This is a genomic window from Kitasatospora sp. NPDC057738, from assembly GCF_042798815.1.
Taxonomy (GTDB): Bacteria; Actinomycetota; Actinomycetes; order Streptomycetales; family Streptomycetaceae; genus Kitasatospora; species Kitasatospora lactacystinica.
Genome location: NZ_JBHVJT010000015.1, coordinates 1 through 21,524 on the forward strand (window position 1 = coordinate 1; position 21,524 = coordinate 21,524).

Below are 21,524 nucleotides of genomic sequence, written 5' to 3' on the forward strand. Positions count from 1 at the left end.
GCGCCGGAGGACCGGGGCGCGGCCGGCGTGGTCGCGGCGGCCGGGGCGGCGCTGCCGCCGCCCCCGTTGTCGCCGCACCCGGTGGCGAGGGCCAGCAGGGCCACCGCCCCCGCCGCGTACGTCCTGGTCCTGCTCCGCCCGTTCCTGATCACCGCTGCGCGCTCCCGGTTCCCGTCCAGCATTCTCTCAGCTATGCACGGTAACGGCCGGTCCTGCGGTTCCCGGTACGGGGCTACTCCACGTGCTCGCTGGTGAAGGACCAGCGGTGCACCGGGCGGCCGAGCAGCTCGGCCGGCGGGTCGGCGACGGGCACCGGCTCGCCGTTCCACCAGGTGATCAGCAGCACCCGCCCGCCCGGGGCGGTGAGCAGTTCGAGGCGCTCCAGCCCGGCCGAGCCGCGGAGCCGGGGCAGCGCCGACTCCCTTGCCCAGGCGGCGAGTTCGGGCCCGCACCCGTCGGCGGCCCGGGCCTCCCACATCGCGGCGACGGTCATGCCGCGCCACCGCCGAGGGCGTCGTAGGCCTGGCCGTGGACGTCGGTGTGGGGCACGTGGACCTCGGTCACCGGCAGCGAGGAGTCGGCGGACAGGTCGAAGGCGGACGGCGTGCGGTCGCGCCACACCATCTCGGCGCCGAGCGCCGCGACCATCGCGCCGTTGTCGGTGCACAGGCCCGGCCGGGGCACCCGCAGCCGGATGCCGGCCCGGTCGCAGCGCTGCTGGGCCATCTCGCGCAGCCGCGAGTTGGCCGCCACGCCGCCGCCGATCATCAGGTGGTCGACGCCGCTGTCCTTGCACGCCTTGACGGCCTTGCGGGTGAGCACGTCGGTGACCGCCTCCTGGAAGGACGCCGCCACGTCGGCGATCGGCACCTCCTCGCCGGCCCGGCGCCTGGCCTCCACCCAGCGGGCGACGGCGGTCTTCAGGCCGGAGAAGGAGAAGTCGTACTCCGGGTCGTTCTTGCCGGTCAGGCCGCGCGGGAAGGCGATCGCCTTCGGGTCGCCGTCGCGGGCCGTGCGGTCGACGATCGGGCCGCCGGGGAAGCCGAGGCCGAGCACCCGGGCGACCTTGTCGAAGGCCTCGCCGGCCGCGTCGTCGATGGTCGCGCCGAGCGGGCGGACGTCGCTGGTGATGTCCTCGCTGAGCAGCAGCGAGGAGTGCCCGCCGGAGACCAGCAGGGCCATCGTCGGCGAGGGCAGCCGGCCGTGCTCCAGCTGGTCGACGCAGATGTGCGAGGCGAGGTGGTTGACCCCGTACAGCGGCTTGTCCAGCGCCCAGGCGTACGCCTTCGCGGCGCTGACGCCGACCAGCAGCGCGCCGGCCAGGCCGGGGCCCGCGGTGACGGCGATGCCGTCCAGGTCGCTCGCCTTGATCCCGGCGGTGTCCAGGGCGCGCTGGATGGTCGGGACCATCGCCTCCAGGTGCGCGCGGCTGGCGATCTCCGGGACGACGCCGCCGAAGCGGGCGTGGTCGTTGACGCTGGAGGCGACCGCGTCGGCCAGCAGCGTGGTGCCGCGCACGATGCCGACGCCGGTCTCGTCGCAGGAGGTCTCGATGCCGAGGACGAGCGGTTCGTCAGCCATGGCGGGTGTCCTCAATGTCCTTCGGGTCAGTGCTGTCAGTGCTCGGGGAGTCGAGGCGCATCACCAGCGCGTCGACGTTGGCGGGCTGGTAGTAGCCGCGCCGGATGCCCACCGGTTCGAAGCCGTGGCGCTCGTACAGCCGCTGGGCGCGCGGGTTGTCCACCCGCACCTCCAGCAGCAGCTCGGCGCACTCGCGCCGGGCGGCCTCCCGGATCAGGTCGGTGAGCAGCGCCGCGCCGAGGCCGGCGCCCTGGTGGCGCGCGTCGACGGCGATGGTCTGGACGTCGCCCTCACCGGCGATCGCCATCAGGCCGGCGTAGCCGACGATCGTGCCGTCCGGGGCGGCCGCGACGGTGTAGTGGCGGGTGCCGCCGGGGTGGGAGTCGGCCAGTTCGGACCAGAACATCCCGGCGGACCAGGCGTCCTCGGGGAAGAGCCGCAGCTCCAGCTCCAGCACCGGCGCGATGTCCCACCAGCGCATCGGGCGCAGGGTGGTGCCGTGGTTCACGCCGGGAGCACCGCCTTGTAGCCGGCCGGGACCTGGGCGTCCGGGCGGCGCAGGTACAGCGGGTGGTTCGGCAGCAGCTCGCGCCCGGCGGCCAGCTCGGCGGCGGCGAAACCGGCCAGGGCGCCGGCCGAGACGTGCTCGGGGCCGTGCCCGCCCGGGAAGGCGTCGGGGTAGAGCAGCGCGCCGGCGCCGACGGAGCGTTCCTGCGGGGTCAGCTCGGCCGGGCGGTCCACGCCGGGGCCCTCGGTGCGGCGGCCCTCGGCGTCGTACGAGGCCCAGTAGACCTCCTTGCGGCGCGCGTCGGTGGCGACGGTGAACGGCTGCCCGGCCAGGCCCTCGGCGCGGGCCTGGAAGGCGATCGCGTCCAGGGTGCAGACGCCGTGCACCGGCAGCCCGAGCGCGTGGCCGAGCGCGGCGGCGGTCACCAGGCCGACCCGCAGGCCGGTGTACGGGCCGGGGCCGACGCCGACCGCGATGCCGGTCAGCCGGTGCTTGTCCACCCCGGCGGCCCGCAGCACCCCGTCGATCGCGGGCAGCAACAGTTCGCCGTGGCGCCTGGCGTCGACCTGGTGGGTCTCGGCGAGGACGGCCGTGCCGTCGTGGACGGCGGCGGTGACGGCGGGGGTAGCGGTGTCGAACGCGAGCAGCAGCACGGGGTCAAGGTTAGACCGCGTTGGGCCGACCGGCCGATCGGCAAGGTGTACCAGCCGGGAACACACATCCGAGGCGCTGCGACCCGCGCGGATGAACCTGGCACGATGGGGCCGTACGTAAAGGGACGGCGGCGGGAGCGGCAACGTGGCGAAGATGGGTCCTGGAGTGGTGGTCACGGGGTTGACCCTGGGGGCCCTGGCGGTGGTGAGCCTGCTGGCCTTCCAGGCCAACGGCGCCCAGGACCGGGCCGGCGGCCCCAGGCCCACGGCCACCACCACGGCGACCGGCACGGCCACCGCCGCGGCGCCGACCGCCTCGGCCACCCCGACCGTCCCGGCGCTGCCGACCACCTCGGGCACCGGCATCCGGGTGGTCTACTCGGTCGGCAGCCACTACGTCTGGCTGGTCGACCCGAAGAAGACCCCGCAGGTCGCGGCCGCCTTCCCGGTCACCCCGGGCTCGGTCGAGCCGGCCCCGGGCAGCTACGCCGTGTACAGCCGCACCCAGACCACCACCGGGACGGACGGCAAGCAGATCGAGCACGTGGTGCGCTTCGCGCAGCAGAACGGCGTGGTGTTCGGCTTCAGCGCGGCGGTGGACGGCGCGACGCCGACCACCGACCCGAGTGCCAAGACCGGCGGCATCCGCAGCGGGCGCGCCGAGGGGCAGCTGCTCTGGGACTTCGCGCCCAAGGACACCAAGGTGGTCGTGATCGCCTGACCCGGACGGTCCGGAACGGCCCGGCCCGGAAGGACCGGCCTCACGCGGCCCGGGGCGCCTGCGCCTCGGGCCGTTCGTCCTGTCGGGGCCGCGGTTCGGGCGGGGTGGACACCGCCTCGGCGGCCGCGCAGGCGGCCAGCAGCGCCCGCATCGGCTCTCCCGGAGCGCGACGGGCCGGTTCTCCGGCCCCGGCGGCGGGGACCGCGCGCTTCGGGGCGGGGGTGGTGCTCGACATGGCGCCTCCCTAGTTAGGCAGACCTAACCGCAGCACCCATCCCACCACGCCCGGCACCCCGCCCGCAACATCTTGCCGACAGCCTGTCGGCAAGATGTCGGCGGGACGTCGTCGCCCCCCTCGGCGCCCGTCCGCTATCCGAGGTCCGCCAGCGCCGCGTCCGCCCAGCGCGGGCCGATCCCGGTCAGCACCACCCGGCGCGGGTCCTGGTCGTCCCCGTCCGCCGTGCCGCCGATGGCGCGCTCGATCCGGACCTCCAGCCGGTCCTCGGACAGCCGCTCGACCTTGCCCTCGCCCCACTCGACCACGACCACCGACTCGGGCAGCGAGACGTCCAGGTCGAGGTCCTCCATCTCGTCCAGGTCCCCGCCCAGCCGGTACGCGTCCACGTGCACCAGCGCCGGGCCGCCGACCAGCGAGGGGTGCACCCGGGCGATCACGAAGGTCGGCGAGGTCACCGCCCCGCGGACCTGCAGGCCCTCCCCCAGGCCCCGGGTCAGCGTGGTCTTCCCCGCGCCCAGCTCCCCGGAGAGCAGCACCAGGTCACCCGGCCGCAGCAGCGCGGCCAGCTCCCGGCCGAGCCGGCCCATCCGCTCCGGGGTGGGGACGGTGAGAGTGGCGTGCGAGCCCATGCGCGTGTCTTGCCCTTCGGTCCGTACCGGCGCACCGACCACCGGCCGCCACCGCTACCGTGCCACATCCGCGCGCCACCGGGGCTCACACGGGGTCGACGACGGCTTCCGCGACCCGCTCCCGGGCCAGGTCGAGGACGGCCGCGGGCAGCGGCGCCGCCCCGGCGAAGCCGGCGGCCCGGCGCAGCAGCCGCGCCAGCTCGTGGTCCACCAGCTCCGGGCGTTCCAGCATCACCAGGTGCCCGGCGCCCTCGGCCAGGACCAGCTCGGCGCCGGGCAGCCGCGCGGCCATCGCCTCGCTGTGCGTCGAGGGCGTCAGCAGGTCCTTCGTCCCGGCCAGCACCAGCGCGGGCAGGCCCCGCAGGGCGGCCAGCGCCTCGTACTTCTCGTGCGCGCCGAACACCGGGTAGAACTCGGCGACCACGTCGATCGGGGTGGCGTCCAGCAGCTGCTCGGCGAAGCGCACCACGCCGGGGTCGACGTCCCGGCCGCCGAAGGAGAACCTCCGGTAGAACACGGCGGCCACGTCCGAGCCCAGCCGCCTGGTCGCCTCGACCAGGTCGACCTGGCGGCCCAGCAGCTTCACCATGCCGGGCGCGACCTTCCTGAACAGCTTCGCGCCGGCCCTCGGCAGGCCGAGGCTGACCTCGTTCCAGTCCCCGGCGAGGGTGCCGATCAGCGCCACCCCGGCGACCCTCTCGCGGAACAGCTCCGGGTGCTGGTCGGCCAGCGCCATCACCGTCATGCCGCCCATCGAGTGGCCCACCAGCACCAGCGGCCCGGTCGGGGCGACGGCGTCGATCACGGCCTTGAGGTCGCCGCCCAGCTGGTCGATGCCGGCCGGCTCGCCCGCCAGGTACGAACGGGAGCGCTCGGAGCGGCCGTGGCTGCGCTGGTCCCAGAGGACCAGCCGCATGCCCTCGCGCAGCGCGGCCCGCTGGAAGTGCCAGCTGTCCTGGTTGAGGCAGTAGCCGTGGCAGAACACCACGGTCAGCGGCTCGGCGCCGGCGCCGTCCCCGTCCGGCCCGCTCCAGCCGGTGCCGTCCAGCTCGACGTACAGCTCGGTGCCGTCCGGCGCGGCCACCGTCCTCGGACGGCCGCGCAGCGAGCCGTACGGGGCGTTCGCGTCCAGCTCGGCCCGGGCCCGGCGGCGCATCGCCCGGCCGACGGTCAGCCGCTCCACCGCGACGCCCGCGGCCGCCCCGGCCGCCAGTACGCCGACCGAGATCCCGATCACACCCGCCCGGCTCACCCCGGAGGCGGCGCCGGCCGCCTTGGCGACCGCCGCGACCGGACTGCCCTCGGCCGGTGCGCCGGTCATGCCGACGGGCCCTCCGGGTGGCTGCCGCCGAGGTAGCGGCGGGGCACCCGGGCGCCGATCCGGGTGATGATCTCGTACGAGATGGTGCCGCAGGCGCGGGCCCAGTCCTCCGCGGTGGGCTCGCCGCGCTCGCCGTTGCCGAACAGCAGCACCTCGTCGCCGATCGCCGGGGTGTCGCCGCCGAGGTCCACCACGAACTGGTCCATCGCGACCCGGCCGGCCACCGTGCGCCACTTGCCGTCGATCTGCACCGGGCCGGTACCGCTGGCGTGCCGGGGGATGCCGTCGCCGTAGCCGACCGGGACCAGGCCCAGGGTGGTCTCGCCCGGCGTCGTGTAGTGGTGGCCGTAGCTGACCCCGTGCCCGCCGGGGACGTGCTTGACCAGCGCCAGCCGCGCGGTCAGCGCCATCACCGGGCGCAGCCCGAAGTCGGCCGGCGAGCCCACCTCCGGCACCGGCGACAGCCCGTACGCGGCCAGGCCGGTGCGGACCAGGTCGAAGTGCGACTCGGGCAGCAGCAGGGCGGCCGGGGAGTTCGCCAGGTGCCGGACCGCGGGGCGCAGCCCGGCGGCCTCGGCCGTGGCCAGCGCGGCGCGGTAGGAGTCCAGCTGGGCCTGGATCGACGGGTGGCCCGGCTCGTCCGCCGCGGCGAAGTGCGACCACACGCCGACGACCGTCAGCAGCCCCTCCGTCTCGGCCCGGCGGGCGGCGGCCACCAGCCGCGGCCAGTCGTGCGGCTGGCAGCCGTTGCGGCCGAGGCCGGTGTCGGCCTTCAGGTGCACCCGGGCCGGGATGCCGGTCTCGCGGACGGCGGGCAGCAGCTCGTCCAGCGCCCACTGGCCGCTGACCGAGATGTCCAGGTCCGCGCGCAGCGCCTCGTGCCAGGGCCCGCCCGGCGTCCACAGCCAGCACAGGATGCGGGCCTGCTCCGGGCGGATGCCCGCGGCCCGCAGCGCCAGCGCCTCGTCCGGCGTCGCGCAGCCGAGCCAGCCGATCCCGTTCGCGACCGCTTCCCGGGCGCACTCGACCGCGCCGTGGCCGTAGGCGTTCGCCTTGACGGCGAGCATCACCGCCGCGCCGCCGACGCGTTCGCGCAGGGCGGCGAGGTTGCCGCGCAGGGCGGCGAGATCGATGGTCGCCTCGGCCCGGAGGCCGTCGGTGCGGGTGGCTGTGCCGGTCGTGTTCGCAGTTGTCATCAGGGTCAGTCTCCCAGACGTCCCGGAGTCCTCGCCGAACGGCCCGGCGGCGCGGCGGACCCCTACGACGCGCCGACGTGCGGCGGACCGCCCGTTCACCCCGTTCAGGACGCCGCAACCGGATGTCCCGGTTCCGGCGGTCACCCCGCGCGGACCGCCCGCCACACCGCCGGGAGCGCCCCGGCCACCGCGAGCGCCGTCGTCGGGGCGCCCGGCACGCCCGCCGCCTCGCGGCCGGCCAGGCCGTGCAGGTAGGCGGCCGCCGACGCGGCGTCCAGCGGCGCGAGGCCGGCCGCCAACAGGGAGCCGGCCAGCCCGGCCAGCACGTCGCCGCTGCCGGCGGTGGCCAGCCAGGAGGTGCCGGTGGGGTTCACCCGGACGGCCCCGCCCGGATCGGCGACCACCGTGGTGGAGCCCTTCAGCAGCACCGTGGCGCGGTAGCCGGCCGCCAGCCGTCGGGCGGTGGCCAGCCGGGCCGCGGCCAGGTCGTCGGCGGCCGGCGGTGTGCCGCCGTCGGCGCCGGCGAGCAGCCGGGCGGCCTCGCCGGTGTGCGGGGTGAGCAGGGTGGGCGCGGTGCGGCCGGCCAGCGCGTCCGGGCCGAGCCGGCCCAGCTCGGTCAGCCCGTCGGCGTCCACCAGCACCGGGACGTCGCTCGCCAGCGCCTCGGTCAGCGCCTGCCGCGCCCCCTCGCCGCCGCCCGGCCCGACCACCCAGGCCTGCACCCGTCCGGCGCCGGCCGGCCCGCCCTCGGTGACCAGCACCTCCGGGAAGCGCCGCACCACCTCCTCGGCCGCCGTGCCCACGTACCGGACGGCGCCCGCGCCGCCGTGCAGCGCCCCGGCCACCGCCAGCAGCGCCGCCCCCGGGTAGGTCGCCGAGCCGGCCGCCACCCCGACGACGCCGCGCCGGTACTTGTCGCTCTCCGCGCCCGGCTCCGGCAGCAGCGCCGCCACGTCCGCGTGCTGGAGCGCCGTCACCCGCGCGGCGGGCGGCTCCAGCCCGATGCCGACCAGCTGCACGGCCCCCGCGTACGAGGCCCCCGGGTCGACCAGCAGCCCGGGCTTGTACGTGCCGAAGCAGACCGTGACGTCGGCCCGCAGCGCGGCGCCCGGCACCTCCCCGGTGTCGGCGTCCACCCCGCTCGGCAGGTCCACCGCCACCACGATCCCGTGCCGCTCGGCCCTCGCGTACGGCACGGCCTCCGGGCGCAGCCCGCCCCGGCCGCCGATGCCGACGATCCCGTCCAGCACCAGGTCCGCGCGCGAGAAGTCGGCCAGGCCGACTTCCCGCTCCGCCGTCACCCGCCCGCCGGCGGCCCGCAGCGCGGCCAGCCCGCCCGGGTGGGCCTTCTCCGGCGCCAGCAGCACCGCCGTCACCCGCGCCCCGCGCCGGGCCAGCGCGGCCCCGGCGTACAGGGCGTCACCCCCGTTGTCCCCGCTGCCCGCGAGCACCGTCACCCGGCTGCCGTACACCCGCCCCCGACGCCGCGTCAGCAGCCGCGCGCAGGTCGCGGCCAGCCCCGCGGCCGCCCGCTGCATCAGGGTGCCCTCCGGCAGCCGCGCCATCAGCTCGGCCTCGGCGGCCCGGACGGTTTCCACAGGGTGTGCATGACGCATGGGGAGAACTCCTTCAGCGGTCGGCTACCGCCGACGCTAGCCCGCGCCACCGCCCCGCGGGAGCCGGGCCTGCGGCACACTTTCGAGTGACAACCACTTCGATCCCCCGCCGGTGCCGGTCCGTACGCCTACCTTGTGGCTCGGCACGGACCCACAGGAGGGAGAAGGGCCATGGTCGCCATGCCGGCAGTCGAGCACCCGCTGGGCGAGGACAGCCTCCTCCAGGCGTTTCTGGAGTTGGACACCCCACCCGGTTTCAAGGCCGAGCTCATCGAAGGGGAGATCGTCGTGACGCCACCGCCGGACGGCGACCATGAGGACGCCATCGCCCGGTTCGCCCGCACTGTTGCGCGTGAGGCAGCCGAGGACCTGTACGTCAGCGGCGGGAAGGGACTGATCACCCCCAAGGGCCGTTTCATCCCGGACGCCACGGTCGCTCCGGTCGGCCATTTCCGCGCTCAGGATTCGTGGTCATCCGCGGTGGGAGTCGAACTGGTCCTTGAAGTCACCTCGATCAACCCGCACAAGGACCGCGAGGCCAAGCGCCTGGGCTACGCCGCTGCGGGCATTCCGTGCTACCTGCTCATCGACCGCAGCGAAGGCAGGGTGACGCTGTTCACGGATCCGAGGAACGGCGACTACACCACCCTTCACGAAACCGAATTCGGCAGGTGCATCAAGCTCCCCGCCCCGTTCTCCTTCACGCTCGACACGGCGCCCCTGCGGTAGGACGCAGCCACCGCAGGGGCGCCGTGCCGCCGAGCGACTACTCGACGGTGACCGACTTCGCCAGGTTGCGCGGCTGGTCGACCTCGTGGCCCTTGGCCGTGGCCAGCTCGCAGGCGAAGACCTGGAGCGGGACGGTGGCGACCAGCGGCTGGAGCAGCACCGGGGTGGCCGGGATGCGGATCAGGTGGTCCGCGTACGGGACGACGGCCTCGTCGCCCTCCTCGGCGATCACGATCGTGCGGGCACCGCGGGCCCTGATCTCCTGGATGTTGGAGACGATCTTGTCGTGCAGGATCGAGCGTCCGCGCGGCGAGGGCACGACCACCACGACCGGCAGCCCCTCCTCGATCAGCGCGATCGGGCCGTGCTTGAGCTCGCCCGCCGCGAAGCCCTCGGCGTGCATGTACGCCAGCTCCTTGAGCTTGAGCGCGCCCTCCAGGGCCACCGGGAAGCCGACGTGGCGGCCGAGGAACAGCACCGAGCGGGCGTCGGCCAGCGAGCGGGCCAGCTCGCGCACCGGCTCCATGGTCTCCAGGACCTGCTCGACCTGCTTCGGCGCGTCGCCGAGCTCCTTGATGACGGCGAAGATCTCGTCGCCCCACTTGGTGCCGCGCACCTGGCCCAGGTACAGGGCGACCAGGTAGCAGGCGACCAGCTGGGTCAGGAACGCCTTGGTCGAGGCGACCGCGACCTCCGGGCCGGCGTGGGTGTACAGCACCGCGTCCGACTCGCGCGGGATGGTGGAGCCGTTGGTGTTGCAGATCGCCAGCACCTTGGCGCCCTGCTCGCGGGCGTGCCGCAGGGCCATCAGGGTGTCCATGGTCTCGCCGGACTGCGAGATGGCGATGACCAGCGTGCCCGGGCCCATGATCGGGTCGCGGTAGCGGAACTCGGAGGCGACCTCGACCTCGCAGGGGATGCGGGTCCAGTGCTCGATCGCGTACTTGGCGATCATGCCGGCGTGGAAGGCCGTGCCGCAGGCCACGATGACGACCTTGTCGACCGAGCGCAGGTCGGCGTCGGAGATCCGCAGCTCGTCCAGGGTCAGCCGGCCGTCGGTGCCGATCCGGCCGAGGAGGGTGTCGGCGACCGCCTTCGGCTGCTCGGCGATCTCCTTGAGCATGAAGTAGTCGTAGCCGCCCTTCTCGGCGGCCGAGGCGTCCCAGTCGACGTGGTACTCGCGCACGTCGGCCGGGGTGCCGTCGAAGTTGGTGACGGTCACGCCCTCCCGGCGCAGCTCGACCACCTGGTCCTGGCCCAGCTCGATCGCCTCGCGGGTGTGGGCGATGAAGGCGGCGACGTCCGAGGCGAGGAAGTTCTCGCCCTCGCCGCGGCCGACCACCAGCGGCGAGTTGCGGCGGGCACCGACGACCACGTCCGGCGCGTCCGCGTGCACGGCGACCAGGGTGAAGGCGCCCTCCAGCTGACGGCAGACCACCCGCATGGCCTCGGCGAGGTCACCCGCGTAGGCCTCGCCCAGCAGGTGGGCGACGACCTCGGTGTCGGTCTCGGACCGGAGGGTGTGGCCGCGCTCGGCGATCTCGGCGCGCAGCTGCGCGAAGTTCTCGATGATGCCGTTGTGCACCACGGCCACCCGCTGGTGGTCGTCCAGGTGGGGGTGGGCGTTGGCGTCCGTCGGGCCGCCGTGGGTGGCCCAGCGGGTGTGGCCGATGCCGGTGGTGCCGCCGGGCAGAGGGGTCTCGGCGAGCGACTTCTCCAGATTGGCGAGCTTGCCCGCCCGCTTGTCGGTGGCCAGGCTCCACTGCCCCTCGGAGTCCTGGACCTGCACCGCGACACCGGCCGAGTCGTAGCCCCGGTACTCCAGTCGCTGCAAGCCTGCGATTACTACGTCGAGGGCGGACTGAGCGCCCACGTATCCAACAATTCCGCACATGCGTGCCAGCATAAGGGCGGTTCTGTGGCCGTTTCCCCCTCGCGCGCGAACGCTGCGTGACCGACACCACAGCCACCGTGAACGCCGCTACGGCTCACAATGGAGCATGTGCTGACCGAACTCTGTACGCGGGGCGCCGCCACGCCCGGCCCGTCGCCGTCCCCCTACGTCGACCTCAGCCGGGCCGAGTGGAGCGCGCTGCGCGAGCGTACGCCACTGCCGCTGACCGCCGAGGAGGTGGAACGGCTGCGCGGCCTCGGCACCGCCCTCGACCTGGACGAGGTCCGCGACGTCTACCTGCCGCTGTCCCGCCTGCTGAACCTGTACATCCACGCCACGCACGAGCTGCGCGGCACGCTGGGCACCTTCCTGGACACCCCGGACACCGAACGCACCCGCACCCCGTTCATCATCGGCGTGGCCGGCTCCGTGGCGGTCGGCAAGTCCACCACCGCCCGCCTGCTCCAGGCGCTGCTCGCCCGCTGGCCCGAGCACCCCCGGGTCGAGCTGGTCACCACCGACGGCTTCCTGCTCCCCAACGCCGAGCTGCGCCGGCGCGGCCTGATGGCCCGCAAGGGCTTCCCGGAGTCGTACGACCGCCGGGCGCTGATGCGCTTCGTCGCGGACGTGAAGGCGGGCAAGGAGCGGGTCAGCGCGCCGGTCTACTCGCACCTGGTGTACGACATCGTGCAGGGCGAGCGGCTGACCGTGGAGCGCCCGGACATCCTGATCGTCGAGGGCCTGAACGTGCTCCAGCCGGCCCTGCCCGGCTCCGACGGCCGCACCCGCCTCGCGGTGGCCGACTACTTCGACTTCTCGATCTACGTCGACGCCCGGACCGACGACATCGAGCACTGGTACCTGGACCGCTTCCGCAAGCTGCGGCAGACCGCCTTCCAGGACCCGAACTCCTACTTCCGCCGCTTCACCGAGGTGCCGGAGGAGGAGGCGATGGAGTACGGCCGGCAGGTCTGGCGCACCATCAACAAGCCCAACCTGCTGGAGAACGTGCTGCCGACCCGCGGCCGCGCCACCCTGATCCTCCAGAAGGGCTCGGACCACAAGGTCCGCCGGGCGCTGCTGCGCAAGCTCTGAGCGCCCGCCGGGCACGACACGAAGGGCCCCCGCGTCGCGCGGGGGCCCTTCGCCGTCTCCGGGGCTCAGCCCAGGTGGGTGCGCACCGCGTCGGCCAGCCGCTGCCCGACCGCCTCGGCCTGCGCCGGGTCGGCGGCCTCGACCATCACCCGGACCAGCGGCTCGGTGCCCGACGGGCGCAGCAGCACCCGGCCGGTGGAGCCCAGCTCGGCCTCGGCCGCGGCGACCGCGGCGGTCAGCTCGGTGCTGGTCCGCACCCGGGACTTGTCGACGCCCTTGACGTTGATCAGCACCTGCGGCAGCCGGGTCATCACGGCGGCCAGGTCGGCCAGCGGCTGCTTGGTGGCGGCCAGCCGGGCGCCCAGCATCAGGCCGGTCAGGGTGCCGTCACCGGTGGTGGCGTGGTCCAGCAGGATCACGTGGCCGGACTGCTCGCCGCCCAGCGCGAAGCCGTGCTCCTTCATCGCCTCCAGCACGTAGCGGTCGCCGACGGCGGTCTCCACCAGCTCGATGCCCTCGCGCTCCATCGCCAGCTTGAAGCCGAGGTTGGACATCACGGTGGCCACCGCGGTGTTGCGGCGCAGGGTGCCGGCCTCCTTCATGGCGACCGCGAGGATGGCGATGATCTGGTCGCCGTCCACCTCGGCGCCCTCGGCGTCGGCGGCCAGGCAGCGGTCGGCGTCGCCGTCCAGGGCGATGCCCAGGTCGGCCTTGTGCTCCTTCATCGCGACCCGCAGCCGGTCCAGGTGGGTGGAGCCGACGCCGTCGTTGATGTTGAGGCCGGTGGGCTCGGCCCCCAGGGTGTGGACCACCTCGGCACCGGCCCGGGCGAAGGCCTCGGGGGCGACGTAGGCGGCCGCGCCGTGGGCGCCGTCGATGACGACCTTGATGCCGTCCAGGCGGTTGGGCAGCACGCCGATCAGGTGGGCGACGTACTTGTCGAAGCCCTCGGTGTACTCGCGCACCCGGCCGACGGCCGCGCCGGTCGGACGGTTCCAGTCCTCGTCGCCGAGCGTGTGCTTGCGGTAGTGGGACTCGATCGCGTCCTCGATCCGGTCGTCCAGCTTGTGGCCGCCGCGGGCGAGGAACTTGATGCCGTTGTCCGGCATGGCGTTGTGGCTGGCGGACAGCATCACGCCGAAGTCGGCGCCGAGCGCGCCGGTGAGGTACGCCACGGCCGGGGTGGGCAGGACGCCGACCCGCAGGACGTCGACGCCGGCGCTCGCCAGACCGGCGATGACGGCGGCCTCCAGGAACTCGCCCGAGGCGCGCGGGTCACGGCCGACCACCGCGACCGGCCGGTGGCCGTCGAAGGCGCCGGCCTCGCCGAGCACATGGGCCGCCGCGACCGACAGACCGAGCGCCAGCTCCGCCGTCAGGCCCTCGTTGGCCACCCCGCGCACGCCGTCCGTACCGAAGAGTCGTCCCACTGTCCCGTCCTCCATCACCACTGCTCGGAACCCAACCGAAGATCCCGGCCGCCGCACAGTAGCCGGGGAACACGTCGCCCCGGAGTACTCGAGGTACTCCGGGGCGACGGTTTCGCACAACCAGGGGGTGCGCCGCCAGGGCGGAGCGCACCCCCGGGGAGGCGATTAGCGCTTGCTGTACTGCGGCGCCTTGCGGGCCTTCTTCAGACCGGCCTTCTTGCGCTCGACGGCACGGGCGTCACGCATCAGGAAGCCGGCCTTCTTCAGGGCGGCGCGGTTGTTGTCCACGTCGGCCTCGTTCAGGGCACGGGCGACGCCGAGGCGCAGCGCGTAGGCCTGGCCGGACACGCCACCACCGCTGATGCGGGCGACGACGTCGTAACGGCCGTCCAGCTCAAGGAGCTTGAAGGGCTCGTTCACGGTCTGCTGGTGCACCTTGTTCGGGAAGTAACCCTCGAGGGTGCGACCGTTGATCTTCCACTGGCCGGTGCCGGGGACGATGCGCACGCGGGCGATCGCCTCCTTGCGACGGCCGAGGCCGGCGCCCGGGGTGGCCTCGCCGAAGCGGCCGGCCAGGGACTCGGAGGTGTAGCTCTCCTCGGAGGTGTACTCGCCCTCGACGGCCTCAACGGCCTCGTCGAAGTCGACCTCAAGGGTTTCAGTGGTCTCGGCCACGATGTTCCTCAGCTCTTTTCAGTGTTGGGGGGCTTGGTGGCCGAATTACTGCGCGACCTGGGTGATCTCGAACGGCACCGGCTGCTGGGCAGCGTGCGGGTGCTGGTCGCCCGAGTAGACCTTCAGCTTGGAGAGCATCTGGCGGCCCAGGCTGTTCTTGGGGATCATGCCCTTGATGGCCTTCTCGACGGCCTTCTCCGGGTTGTTCGCCAGCAGGTCGTCGTAGCGCACCGAGCGCAGACCGCCCGGGAAGCCCGAGTGGCGGTAGGCCAGCTTCTGGGTCTTCTTGTTACCGGACAGGTGCACCTTGTCGGCGTTGATGATGATGACGAAGTCACCAGTGTCAACGTGCGGCGCGTAGATCGCCTTGTGCTTGCCCCGGAGGAGGTTGGCGGCCTGGGAGGCCAGGCGGCCGAGCACGACGTCGGTCGCGTCGATGACGTGCCACTGACGCTGGACGTCGCCGGGCTTGGGGCTGTACGTACGCACGGTCGTAGCCTTCGCTTTTCAGTGAGTGAGTCCTGACAGGAGCACCCGGACGGCAGAGCAGCCTGGCCAACCTTGGACGCAATTCAAGGGGGACCGCTGGTCGACGACCTGATGTCTCCGGCGTACCGACCTCTCACGTGAGATAGAGCGAGCCAATACGCACATCAAGCGTCCAGGTTACCGGCCCGACCCTGAGGGGTCAAAAATCGGCTGGACCCCTCCCGGCCGGGCCGGTCGCGACTCAGCGTTCGCGCTCCACCCGGGTCACGTCCCAGACCGGCTCCGACGACTCGTACACCCGGCCGTCCGCCCCGAACACCAGGAAGCGGTCGAAGGTCCTGGCGAACCAGCGGTCGTGGGTGACGCACAGCACGGTGCCCTCGAAGGCCTCCAGGCCGGTCTGCAGGGCCTCGGCGCTCTCCAGGTCCAGGTTGTCGGTCGGCTCGTCGAGCAACAGGGCCGTCACGCCGGAGAGTTCGAGCTTGAGGATCATCAGCCGGGCCTGCTGCCCGCCGGACAGCGACTCGAACTTCTGCTCCTCCTGGCGGTCCAGCTCGTAGCGGCGCAGCGCCCCCATCGCGGCGCCGCGGCTGAGCGCGTGCTCCTCCTCGACGATCGACCGCACGGTGCGGCCGAACAGCTCCGGGTGGGCGTGGGTCTGCCGGAAGTGGCCGGGTACGACCCGGGCGCCGAGCTTCCAGTCCCCGGTGTGCCCGACCGTCGTGTCACCGGCCAGCAGCCGCAGCAGGTGCGACTTGCCGGCGCCGTTGGCGCCCAGCACCGCGACCCGCTCGCCGTAGAAGACCTCCAGGTCGAAGGGCTGCATCAGGCCGGTGAGCTCCAGCTGCTCCAGGGTGAAGGCGCGCATGCCGGTGCGCCCGCCCTTGAGCCGCATGGTGATGCTCTGCTCGCGCGGGGGCTCCTCCGGGCGGCCGGCCTCCTCGAACTTCTTCAGCCGGGTCTGGGCGGCGGCGTAGCGGGTGGCGAGCGCGTGGCTGACCGAGGCCGCCTGGCGCAGGGTGACGACCAGCTTCTTGAGCTTGGCGTGCTCCTCGTCCCAGCGCCGGCCCAGTTCCTCGAAGCGCGCGAAGCGGTCCTTGCGGGCCTCGTGGAAGCTGTCGAAGCCGCCGCCGTGCACCCAGACGCTGCTGCCGGCGGCGCCGGACTCGACGGCGATGATCTTGTCCGCGGTCTTCGAGAGCAGCTCGCGGTCGTGCGAGATGTACAGCACCGTCTTCGAGGTGGTCATGATGGCCTCCTCCAGCCAGCGCTTGCCCGGGACGTCCAGGTAGTTGTCCGGCTCGTCGAGCAGCAGCACCTCCTCCGGGCCGCGCAGCAGCGCCTCCAGGACGAGCCGCTTCTGCTCGCCGCCGGAGAGGGTGTTCAGGCCCCGCCACTGGGCCTTGTCGAACGGCACCCCGAGGGCCGCCGTGGTGCAGACGTCCCAGTCCGTCTCGTAGTCGTAGCCGCCGACGTCGGCCCAGTCGGAGAGCGCCTGGGCGTAGGCCATCTGCGTCTTCTCGTCGTCCTGGGCGATCATCGCCAGTTCGGCGGCGTCCACCGCGCGGGCGGCCTTGGCGATCCGCTCGGGGGCGACCGACACCAGCAGGTCGCGCACCGAGGCGTCGGCCGGCAGCGCGCCCGGGGTGGACGACTGGTCCTCGCGGCCGGTGGTGCCGACGAACTGGCGCATCACGCCGAGCCCGCCGCTGATCGTCACCGAGCCGCCGTGCGGCTGGATGTCCCCCGCGATCATGCGCAGCAGGGTGGTCTTGCCGGCGCCGTTGGCACCGACCAGGGCGACCGCGGCGCCCTCTCCGACCCGGAAGGACGCGTCGTCGAACAACACGCGCCCGTCCGGCAGGTAGTACTCCAGGTGCGAAATCTCGACGTGTCCCATGGGAGCGATTCTCCCAAGCGGACGCGCCGGGCCAAAACGGATTACCCGACGGCCGGCTGCCCGGGCAGGGTCCGCATCCGCCGGGCCGCCCGGTTGCGCTCGGCCAGCTGGTCGTCCGGCGGGTAGCCGACCTCCTCCAGCGTGAGCCCGTACGGCCGGATCACGTTGACGGCGGAGTTGCGCACCCCGCCCGCCAGCACCTCGCCGGGGAACTCCACCGGCCGGTGCCCGTCGCCGACCAGCAGCATCGCGCCGACCAGCGCCCGGACCATGTTGTGGCAGAAGGCGTCGGCCCGGACGGTGGCGACCGCGAGCGAGCCCTCCTGGGCCGCGTAGGAGTCCACCGGGACGCGGTCCCAGTGCAGCTCCAGCAGGGTGCGGATGGTGGTGGCACCCTCGCGCTTCTTGCAGTACGCGGCGAAGTCGTGCTCGCCGAGCAGCAGCTTCGCCGCGGCGTTCATCCGGTCCACGTCCAGCGGGCGGTCGTGCCAGAGCACGTGGCCGCGCAGCAGCGGGTCCACCCCGCCCGGGTGGTCGGCGACGCGGTACGCGTACCGGCGCCAGACCGCCGAGAAACGGGCGTCGAACCCGGCCGGCGCCTCGCCGACCCGGTAGATCCGGACGTCCCCGGGCAGCCGGCCCGCCAGCCGGCGCAGCAGCTTCTCCCGGTGCGCCTCCCACAGCTCGGCGGGCAGGTCGACGTGGGCGACCTGGCCGCGGGCGTGCACCCCGGCGTCGGTGCGGCCGGCCACCGTCAGCGGGAACAGTTCGGGGCTGCGGGTGACGATCTGCAGCGCGGTCTCGATCTCCTCCTGGACCGTCCGCCGGCCGCCCTTCTGGCGGGCCCAGCCGGAGAACTCGGCGCCCTGGTAGGCGAGGTCGAGCCGGACCCGGACGTACCCGTCGGCCGGGCCGTCCTTCACCGGCGGCTGCTCGGCGCAATCGTTGACCACTGCTTCTCACATCTCCCGGGGATGAGGAACGGGCCCGCTCCCCCACTGCTGGGGAAACGGGCCCGCGGAACACCTAGAGGCGTCAGGCCTGCTCGGCGGCCTCGGCCTCGTCGGCCTTGGTCTCGACGGCAGCGGCCTCGTCGGCCTCCTTGACGGCGCGCTTGGTGGCGGCCTCGGCCTCGCCGACGGCGGTCTGCGCGACGGTCAGCGCCTCGACCAGCTCGATCACGGCCATCGGGGCGTTGTCGCCACGACGGGGACCGATCTTGGTGATGCGGGTGTAGCCACCCGGGCGGTTCTCGTAGCGCGGCGCGATCTCGGTGAAGAGGGTGTGCAGCACCGAGATGTCGGTGATGGTCTTGCGCACCAGGCGACGGTTGTGGATGTCGCCCTTCTTCGCCTTGGTGATCAGCTTCTCCGCCAGCGGGCGCATCCGACGGGCCTTGGCCTCGGTCGTGGTGATGCGGCCGTACTGGAACAGCTCCCGGCACAGACCGGCGAGCAGCAGCGGCTCGTGGTGCGGGCCGCCGCCGAGGCGGGCACCCTTGGTGGGACGCGGCATGGATTTCTCCTTGGATCTCCGACTACGGCCGTATCAGGTACCGCAGCGGGCGTACGGGCACTGTTGCCCGTACGACTTTCGCGACGGCGGGGGCGGCTCCGTGGAACCGCCCCCGCGGCCAATTCTCTTAGTACTGCTCGGTCTCGGCGAAGTGCGAGTCGTCGAGGTCGTCGGCGCCGAAGGCGTCGGCGGCAGCGGTCGGGTCGAACCCGGGCGGGCTGTCCTTGAGGGCCAGGCCCATGCCGGCCAGCTTCGCCTTGACCTCGTCGATCGACTTCGCACCGAAGTTGCGGATGTCGAGCAGGTCGGCCTCGGAGCGGGCGACGAGCTCACCCACGGTGTGGATGCCCTCGCGCTTGAGGCAGTTGTAGGAGCGGACGGTGAGCTCCAGCTCCTCGATCGGCAGCGCCAGGTCAGCGGCCAGGGCGGCGTCCGTCGGGGACGGGCCCATGTCGATGCCCTCGGCGTCGATGTTCAGCTCGCGGGCGAGACCGAACAGCTCGACCAGGGTCTTGCCGGCCGAGGCCATGGCGTCGCGCGGACGCATGGCGGGCTTGGTCTCGACGTCGACGATCAGCTTGTCGAAGTCGGTCCGCTGCTCGACACGGGTGGCCTCGACCTTGTAGGTGACCTTCAGCACCGGGCTGTAGATCGAGTCGACCGGGATGCGGCCGATCTCCTGGCCGGAGGCCTTGTTCTGGACGGCGGAGACGTAGCCGCGACCGCGCTCGACGGTCAGCTCCATCTCCAGCTTGCCCTTGCCGTTCAGCGTGGCGAGGACCAGCTCGGGGTTGTGCACCTCGACACCCGCCGGCGGGGCGATGTCGGCGGCGGTGACGACACCCGGGCCCTGCTTGCGCAGGTACATCACGACCGGCTCGTCGTGCTCCGAGGAGACGACCAGCTGCTTGATGTTGAGGATGAGGTCGGTCACGTCCTCCTTGACGCCCGGCACGGTGGTGAACTCGTGCAGGACGCCGTCGATGCGGATGCTGGTGACAGCGGCACCCGGGATCGACGACAGGAGCGTGCGGCGCAGGGAGTTGCCGAGGGTGTAGCCGAAGCCCGGCTCCAGCGGCTCGATCACGAACCGGGAGCGGAACTCGTCGACGACCTCTTCGGTCAGCGAGGGACGCTGAGCGATAAGCATGGGGGAAATCCTCCGGTTGTCTTCGGCACCCACTATTTGATGCCGACAGGACCAAGCGTACGGGCTCCCGTGGAGAACGGGAGCCCGTACGAGGTTTAAAACATCACCTGCGTGCCCGAAGGCGCTGCGTCAGACGCGGCGGCGCTTCGGCGGACGGCAGCCGTTGTGCGGGGTGGGGGTGACGTCCTGGATCGAGCCGACCTCCAGGCCGGTGGCCTGGAGCGAACGGATCGCGGTCTCGCGGCCGGAGCCCGGACCCTTCACGAAGACGTCAACCTTGCGCATGCCGTGCTCCTGCGCGCGACGGGCAGCGGCCTCGGCGGCCATCTGCGCGGCGAACGGGGTGGACTTGCGCGAGCCCTTGAAGCCGACGTGGCCGGCGGAGGCCCAGGAGATCACGTTGCCCGCGGGGTCGGTGATCGAAACGATGGTGTTGTTGAACGTGCTCTTGATGTGCGCGTGGCCGTGAGCGACGTTCTTCTTTTCCTTGCGGCGGATCTTCTTCGCGCCGGCAGCCTGACGACCCTTGGGGGGCATAAGTCTGTTCTCCTACTGAGGTGGTCGGTCCGCTGACCCGCGGGCCGGAGGGATGTCCGGTTACGGGACGGACTACTTCTTGCCCGGCTTCTTCTTGCCGGCGATCGCGCGACGCGGGCCCTTGCGGGTACGCGCGTTGGTGTGGGTGCGCTGGCCGCGGACCGGCAGGCCACGGCGGTGACGCAGACCCTCGTAGCAGCCGATCTCGACCTTGCGGCGGATGTCGGCGGCCACCTCACGGCGGAGGTCACCCTCGACCGTGTAGTTGGCGTCGATGTACTGACCCAGCTTGACCAGGTCGTCCTCGGTGATGTCGCGGACGCGGACGTCCGGGTTCACACCGGTCTCGGCCAGGGTCTGCTGGGCGCGGGTACGGCCGATGCCGTACACGTAGGTGAGGGCGATCTCGATCCGCTTCTCACGGGGGAGATCAACGCCGGCGAGGCGTGCCATTCAAGGCTCCTGTGCTTTTTCAGAGGTCTTGCGTGCTACCTACTCCGACACCTCACGGTGAGGGAGCCCCGGCCTCTGACCGGGGGTGGCAGTCCGTTCCGGACGGAACGGATCGGGCAGCCCGCTTATGACGTTTTCGCGTCGCGCGAAGTACTACGAGAAATGCTGGGGAGAGATCAGCCCTGGCGCTGCTTGTGGCGCAGGTTGTCGCAGATCACCATGACCCGGCCGTGACGGCGGATCACCTTGCACTTGTCGCAGATCTTCTTGACGCTCGGCTTGACCTTCATGTTCAGGTTCTCCGGGTCTAGATCTGACGTTCTTACTTGTAGCGGTAGACGATCCGCCCGCGCGTGAGGTCGTAGGGGCTGAGCTCCACGACGACCCGGTCGTCCGGCAGGATGCGGATGTAGTGCATGCGCATCTTGCCACTGATGTGCGCGAGGACCTTGTGACCGTTCTGCAGCTCGACCTTGAACATCGCGTTCGGCAGAGACTCGATCACGGTGCCCTCGATCTCAATGGCGCCTTGCTTCTTAGCCATGAACTGCGAGATCCACCTTCCGGGACCGGCTACCGTATGCGGAACGCTCGTGCGAACCTGGGTTCACCCCTCCCCCGGGGGGAAGAGGGCGCGCTGAAGCACGCTACGAGTGAGCCGACGGTCCATCCTACGCCAGCGCGTCCGACGGACCAAAACGGGGGTCCCGGAAAGCGGTCACCGTCACACCCGTCGCGTCAGGCCTTGGCGACGACCACCAGCGGCTCGACGTGGGCGGTGCAGGCCGAGCAGCGGCGGGCGGCCTCGGGGATCTCGGTCAGGCACTCGGGGCAGGGACGCTTCGGCGTCTTCGGCTTCTTCGGCATGTAGCGCGCGGTCGCCTTGGTGATCGGCAGCACCACGCAGAAGTACAGCACCGCGGCGGTCATGAAGAACGCGATCAGCACGTTGAGGAACTGCCCGTACGGGAAGGTCACCCCCGCGATGTGCGCCTTGTACGAGCTGAAGTCGCCGGCCGCACCGACCACCACGCCCACCAACGGGGTGAGGAAGGCGGACACGAAGCCGGTCACCACCGCGGTGAACGCGGCACCGATGACCACACCGACCGCCATGTCGACGACGTTGCCGCGCATCATGAAGTCGCGGAATCCCTTGAGCACTTACTCTCTCCTGCTCGCTCGTGAGCCACT

25 protein-coding genes and 1 pseudogene are annotated in these 21,524 nt (G+C 72.6%); 3 read left to right on the top strand and 23 right to left on the bottom strand.

What is annotated here, in order from left to right:
* The 5 genes and pseudogenes from ACFVGO_RS10535 to tsaB form a co-directional block, all read right to left on the bottom strand.
* Nucleotides 1–182, bottom strand: a pseudogene (locus tag ACFVGO_RS10535) (hypothetical protein); the annotation flags it as partial.
* A gap of 50 nt (nt 183–232) precedes the next feature.
* Nucleotides 233–493, bottom strand: a complete 261-nt coding sequence (locus ACFVGO_RS10540) for a hypothetical protein (RefSeq protein ID WP_359897490.1) — start codon at nt 491–493, stop codon at nt 233–235.
* On the bottom strand, nt 490–1,581 hold the full coding sequence (gene tsaD, locus ACFVGO_RS10545; RefSeq protein WP_359897491.1) for a tRNA (adenosine(37)-N6)-threonylcarbamoyltransferase complex transferase subunit TsaD: 1,092 nt from the start codon (nt 1,579–1,581) through the stop codon (nt 490–492). Before tsaD ends, ACFVGO_RS10540 begins: the two co-directional genes overlap by 4 nt.
* Nucleotides 1,574–2,062: a ribosomal protein S18-alanine N-acetyltransferase gene (gene rimI, locus ACFVGO_RS10550; protein WP_380356912.1), complete on the bottom strand. Its 489-nt coding sequence runs from the start codon at nt 2,060–2,062 to the stop codon at nt 1,574–1,576. Before rimI ends, tsaD begins: the two co-directional genes overlap by 8 nt.
* A 23-nt stretch (nt 2,063–2,085) precedes the next feature.
* A complete protein-coding gene (tsaB, locus tag ACFVGO_RS10555; RefSeq protein ID WP_380356892.1) occupies nt 2,086–2,742 on the bottom strand; it encodes a tRNA (adenosine(37)-N6)-threonylcarbamoyltransferase complex dimerization subunit type 1 TsaB in 657 nt (218 codons plus the stop codon).
* Between the two features lie 154 nt (nt 2,743–2,896).
* On the opposite strand from tsaB, the gene ACFVGO_RS10560 reads away from it, so the two are divergent.
* Entirely contained in the window at nt 2,897–3,463 is a 567-nt protein-coding gene (locus tag ACFVGO_RS10560) for a hypothetical protein (protein ID WP_359897493.1), read from the top strand.
* A gap of 40 nt (nt 3,464–3,503) precedes the next feature.
* Here ACFVGO_RS10560 and ACFVGO_RS10565 read toward each other — a convergent pair whose 3' ends face one another.
* The 5 genes from ACFVGO_RS10565 to ACFVGO_RS10585 all read right to left on the bottom strand — a co-directional run bounded on the left by ACFVGO_RS10565 (nt 3,504) and on the right by ACFVGO_RS10585 (nt 8,463).
* On the bottom strand, nt 3,504–3,698 hold the full coding sequence (locus ACFVGO_RS10565) for a hypothetical protein (protein ID WP_359897494.1): 195 nt from the start codon (nt 3,696–3,698) through the stop codon (nt 3,504–3,506).
* Nucleotides 3,699–3,832: 134 nt separating this feature from the next.
* Nucleotides 3,833–4,330 carry a tRNA (adenosine(37)-N6)-threonylcarbamoyltransferase complex ATPase subunit type 1 TsaE gene (gene tsaE, locus ACFVGO_RS10570; protein WP_359897495.1) on the bottom strand — a complete coding sequence of 166 codons (498 nt, stop codon included), beginning with the start codon at nt 4,328–4,330 and terminating at the stop codon, nt 3,833–3,835.
* 85 nt (nt 4,331–4,415) lie between these two features.
* Nucleotides 4,416–5,651 (bottom strand): alpha/beta hydrolase, encoded by a 1,236-nt coding sequence (locus ACFVGO_RS10575; RefSeq protein ID WP_359897496.1) that lies wholly within the window; start codon nt 5,649–5,651, stop codon nt 4,416–4,418.
* Nucleotides 5,648–6,847, bottom strand: a complete 1,200-nt coding sequence (gene alr / locus ACFVGO_RS10580) for an alanine racemase (RefSeq protein ID WP_380356886.1) — start codon at nt 6,845–6,847, stop codon at nt 5,648–5,650. The genes ACFVGO_RS10575 and alr overlap by 4 nt, the downstream gene beginning before the upstream one ends.
* 140 nt (nt 6,848–6,987) lie before the next feature.
* Nucleotides 6,988–8,463, bottom strand: a complete 1,476-nt coding sequence (locus ACFVGO_RS10585) for an NAD(P)H-hydrate dehydratase (RefSeq protein WP_380631380.1) — start codon at nt 8,461–8,463, stop codon at nt 6,988–6,990.
* A 171-nt stretch (nt 8,464–8,634) separates the two neighbouring features.
* Here ACFVGO_RS10585 and ACFVGO_RS10590 point away from each other — a divergent pair, with 171 nt between their 5' ends.
* Nucleotides 8,635–9,192: a Uma2 family endonuclease gene (locus ACFVGO_RS10590; RefSeq protein WP_380631381.1), complete on the top strand. Its 558-nt coding sequence runs from the start codon at nt 8,635–8,637 to the stop codon at nt 9,190–9,192.
* A 37-nt stretch (nt 9,193–9,229) separates the two neighbouring features.
* Here the strand turns inward: ACFVGO_RS10590 and glmS are convergent, their stop codons facing one another.
* Nucleotides 9,230–11,086 carry a glutamine--fructose-6-phosphate transaminase (isomerizing) gene (gene glmS, locus ACFVGO_RS10595; RefSeq protein ID WP_359897500.1) on the bottom strand — a complete coding sequence of 619 codons (1,857 nt, stop codon included), beginning with the start codon at nt 11,084–11,086 and terminating at the stop codon, nt 9,230–9,232.
* Nucleotides 11,087–11,185: 99 nt separating this feature from the next.
* Between glmS and coaA the strand changes: the two genes are divergently transcribed.
* The gene (gene coaA, locus ACFVGO_RS10600) at nt 11,186–12,181 is read left to right on the top strand and encodes a type I pantothenate kinase (RefSeq protein WP_359897501.1); all 996 of its coding nucleotides are present in this window, start codon (nt 11,186–11,188) and stop codon (nt 12,179–12,181) included.
* Nucleotides 12,182–12,246: 65 nt separating this feature from the next.
* On the opposite strand, the gene glmM is transcribed toward coaA, so the two are convergent.
* From glmM to mscL, 12 genes are all read right to left on the bottom strand, one after another.
* Entirely contained in the window at nt 12,247–13,611 is a 1,365-nt protein-coding gene (gene glmM / locus ACFVGO_RS10605; RefSeq protein WP_359897502.1) for a phosphoglucosamine mutase, read from the bottom strand.
* Nucleotides 13,612–13,776: 165 nt separating this feature from the next.
* A complete protein-coding gene (gene rpsI / locus ACFVGO_RS10610) occupies nt 13,777–14,286 on the bottom strand; it encodes a 30S ribosomal protein S9 (RefSeq protein WP_350503556.1) in 510 nt (169 codons plus the stop codon).
* Nucleotides 14,287–14,331: 45 nt separating this feature from the next.
* Entirely contained in the window at nt 14,332–14,775 is a 444-nt protein-coding gene (rplM, locus tag ACFVGO_RS10615) for a 50S ribosomal protein L13 (protein WP_030055846.1), read from the bottom strand.
* Between the two features lie 241 nt (nt 14,776–15,016).
* Nucleotides 15,017–16,675, bottom strand: coding sequence for an ABC-F family ATP-binding cassette domain-containing protein (locus ACFVGO_RS10620; protein WP_380631383.1), 1,659 nt, complete (start codon nt 16,673–16,675; stop codon nt 15,017–15,019).
* A gap of 41 nt (nt 16,676–16,716) precedes the next feature.
* Nucleotides 16,717–17,628 (bottom strand): tRNA pseudouridine(38-40) synthase TruA, encoded by a 912-nt coding sequence (truA, locus tag ACFVGO_RS10625; RefSeq protein WP_380631384.1) that lies wholly within the window; start codon nt 17,626–17,628, stop codon nt 16,717–16,719.
* Between the two features lie 82 nt (nt 17,629–17,710).
* On the bottom strand, nt 17,711–18,190 hold the full coding sequence (rplQ, locus tag ACFVGO_RS10630; protein ID WP_359897505.1) for a 50S ribosomal protein L17: 480 nt from the start codon (nt 18,188–18,190) through the stop codon (nt 17,711–17,713).
* Nucleotides 18,191–18,317: 127 nt separating this feature from the next.
* Nucleotides 18,318–19,340, bottom strand: coding sequence for a DNA-directed RNA polymerase subunit alpha (locus tag ACFVGO_RS10635; RefSeq protein WP_049649049.1), 1,023 nt, complete (start codon nt 19,338–19,340; stop codon nt 18,318–18,320).
* A gap of 129 nt (nt 19,341–19,469) precedes the next feature.
* Nucleotides 19,470–19,877: a 30S ribosomal protein S11 gene (rpsK, locus tag ACFVGO_RS10640; RefSeq protein ID WP_030232513.1), complete on the bottom strand. Its 408-nt coding sequence runs from the start codon at nt 19,875–19,877 to the stop codon at nt 19,470–19,472.
* Nucleotides 19,878–19,949: 72 nt separating this feature from the next.
* Nucleotides 19,950–20,330 carry a 30S ribosomal protein S13 gene (gene rpsM / locus ACFVGO_RS10645; RefSeq protein ID WP_350511311.1) on the bottom strand — a complete coding sequence of 127 codons (381 nt, stop codon included), beginning with the start codon at nt 20,328–20,330 and terminating at the stop codon, nt 19,950–19,952.
* A 176-nt stretch (nt 20,331–20,506) separates the two neighbouring features.
* Nucleotides 20,507–20,620, bottom strand: coding sequence for a 50S ribosomal protein L36 (gene rpmJ, locus ACFVGO_RS10650; protein ID WP_003956441.1), 114 nt, complete (start codon nt 20,618–20,620; stop codon nt 20,507–20,509).
* Between the two features lie 32 nt (nt 20,621–20,652).
* Nucleotides 20,653–20,874, bottom strand: a complete 222-nt coding sequence (gene infA / locus ACFVGO_RS10655; protein ID WP_003956442.1) for a translation initiation factor IF-1 — start codon at nt 20,872–20,874, stop codon at nt 20,653–20,655.
* Nucleotides 20,875–21,068: 194 nt separating this feature from the next.
* Nucleotides 21,069–21,494, bottom strand: a complete 426-nt coding sequence (gene mscL, locus ACFVGO_RS10660) for a large conductance mechanosensitive channel protein MscL (protein ID WP_359897506.1) — start codon at nt 21,492–21,494, stop codon at nt 21,069–21,071.
* Nucleotides 21,495–21,524: the final 30 nt, after the last annotated feature.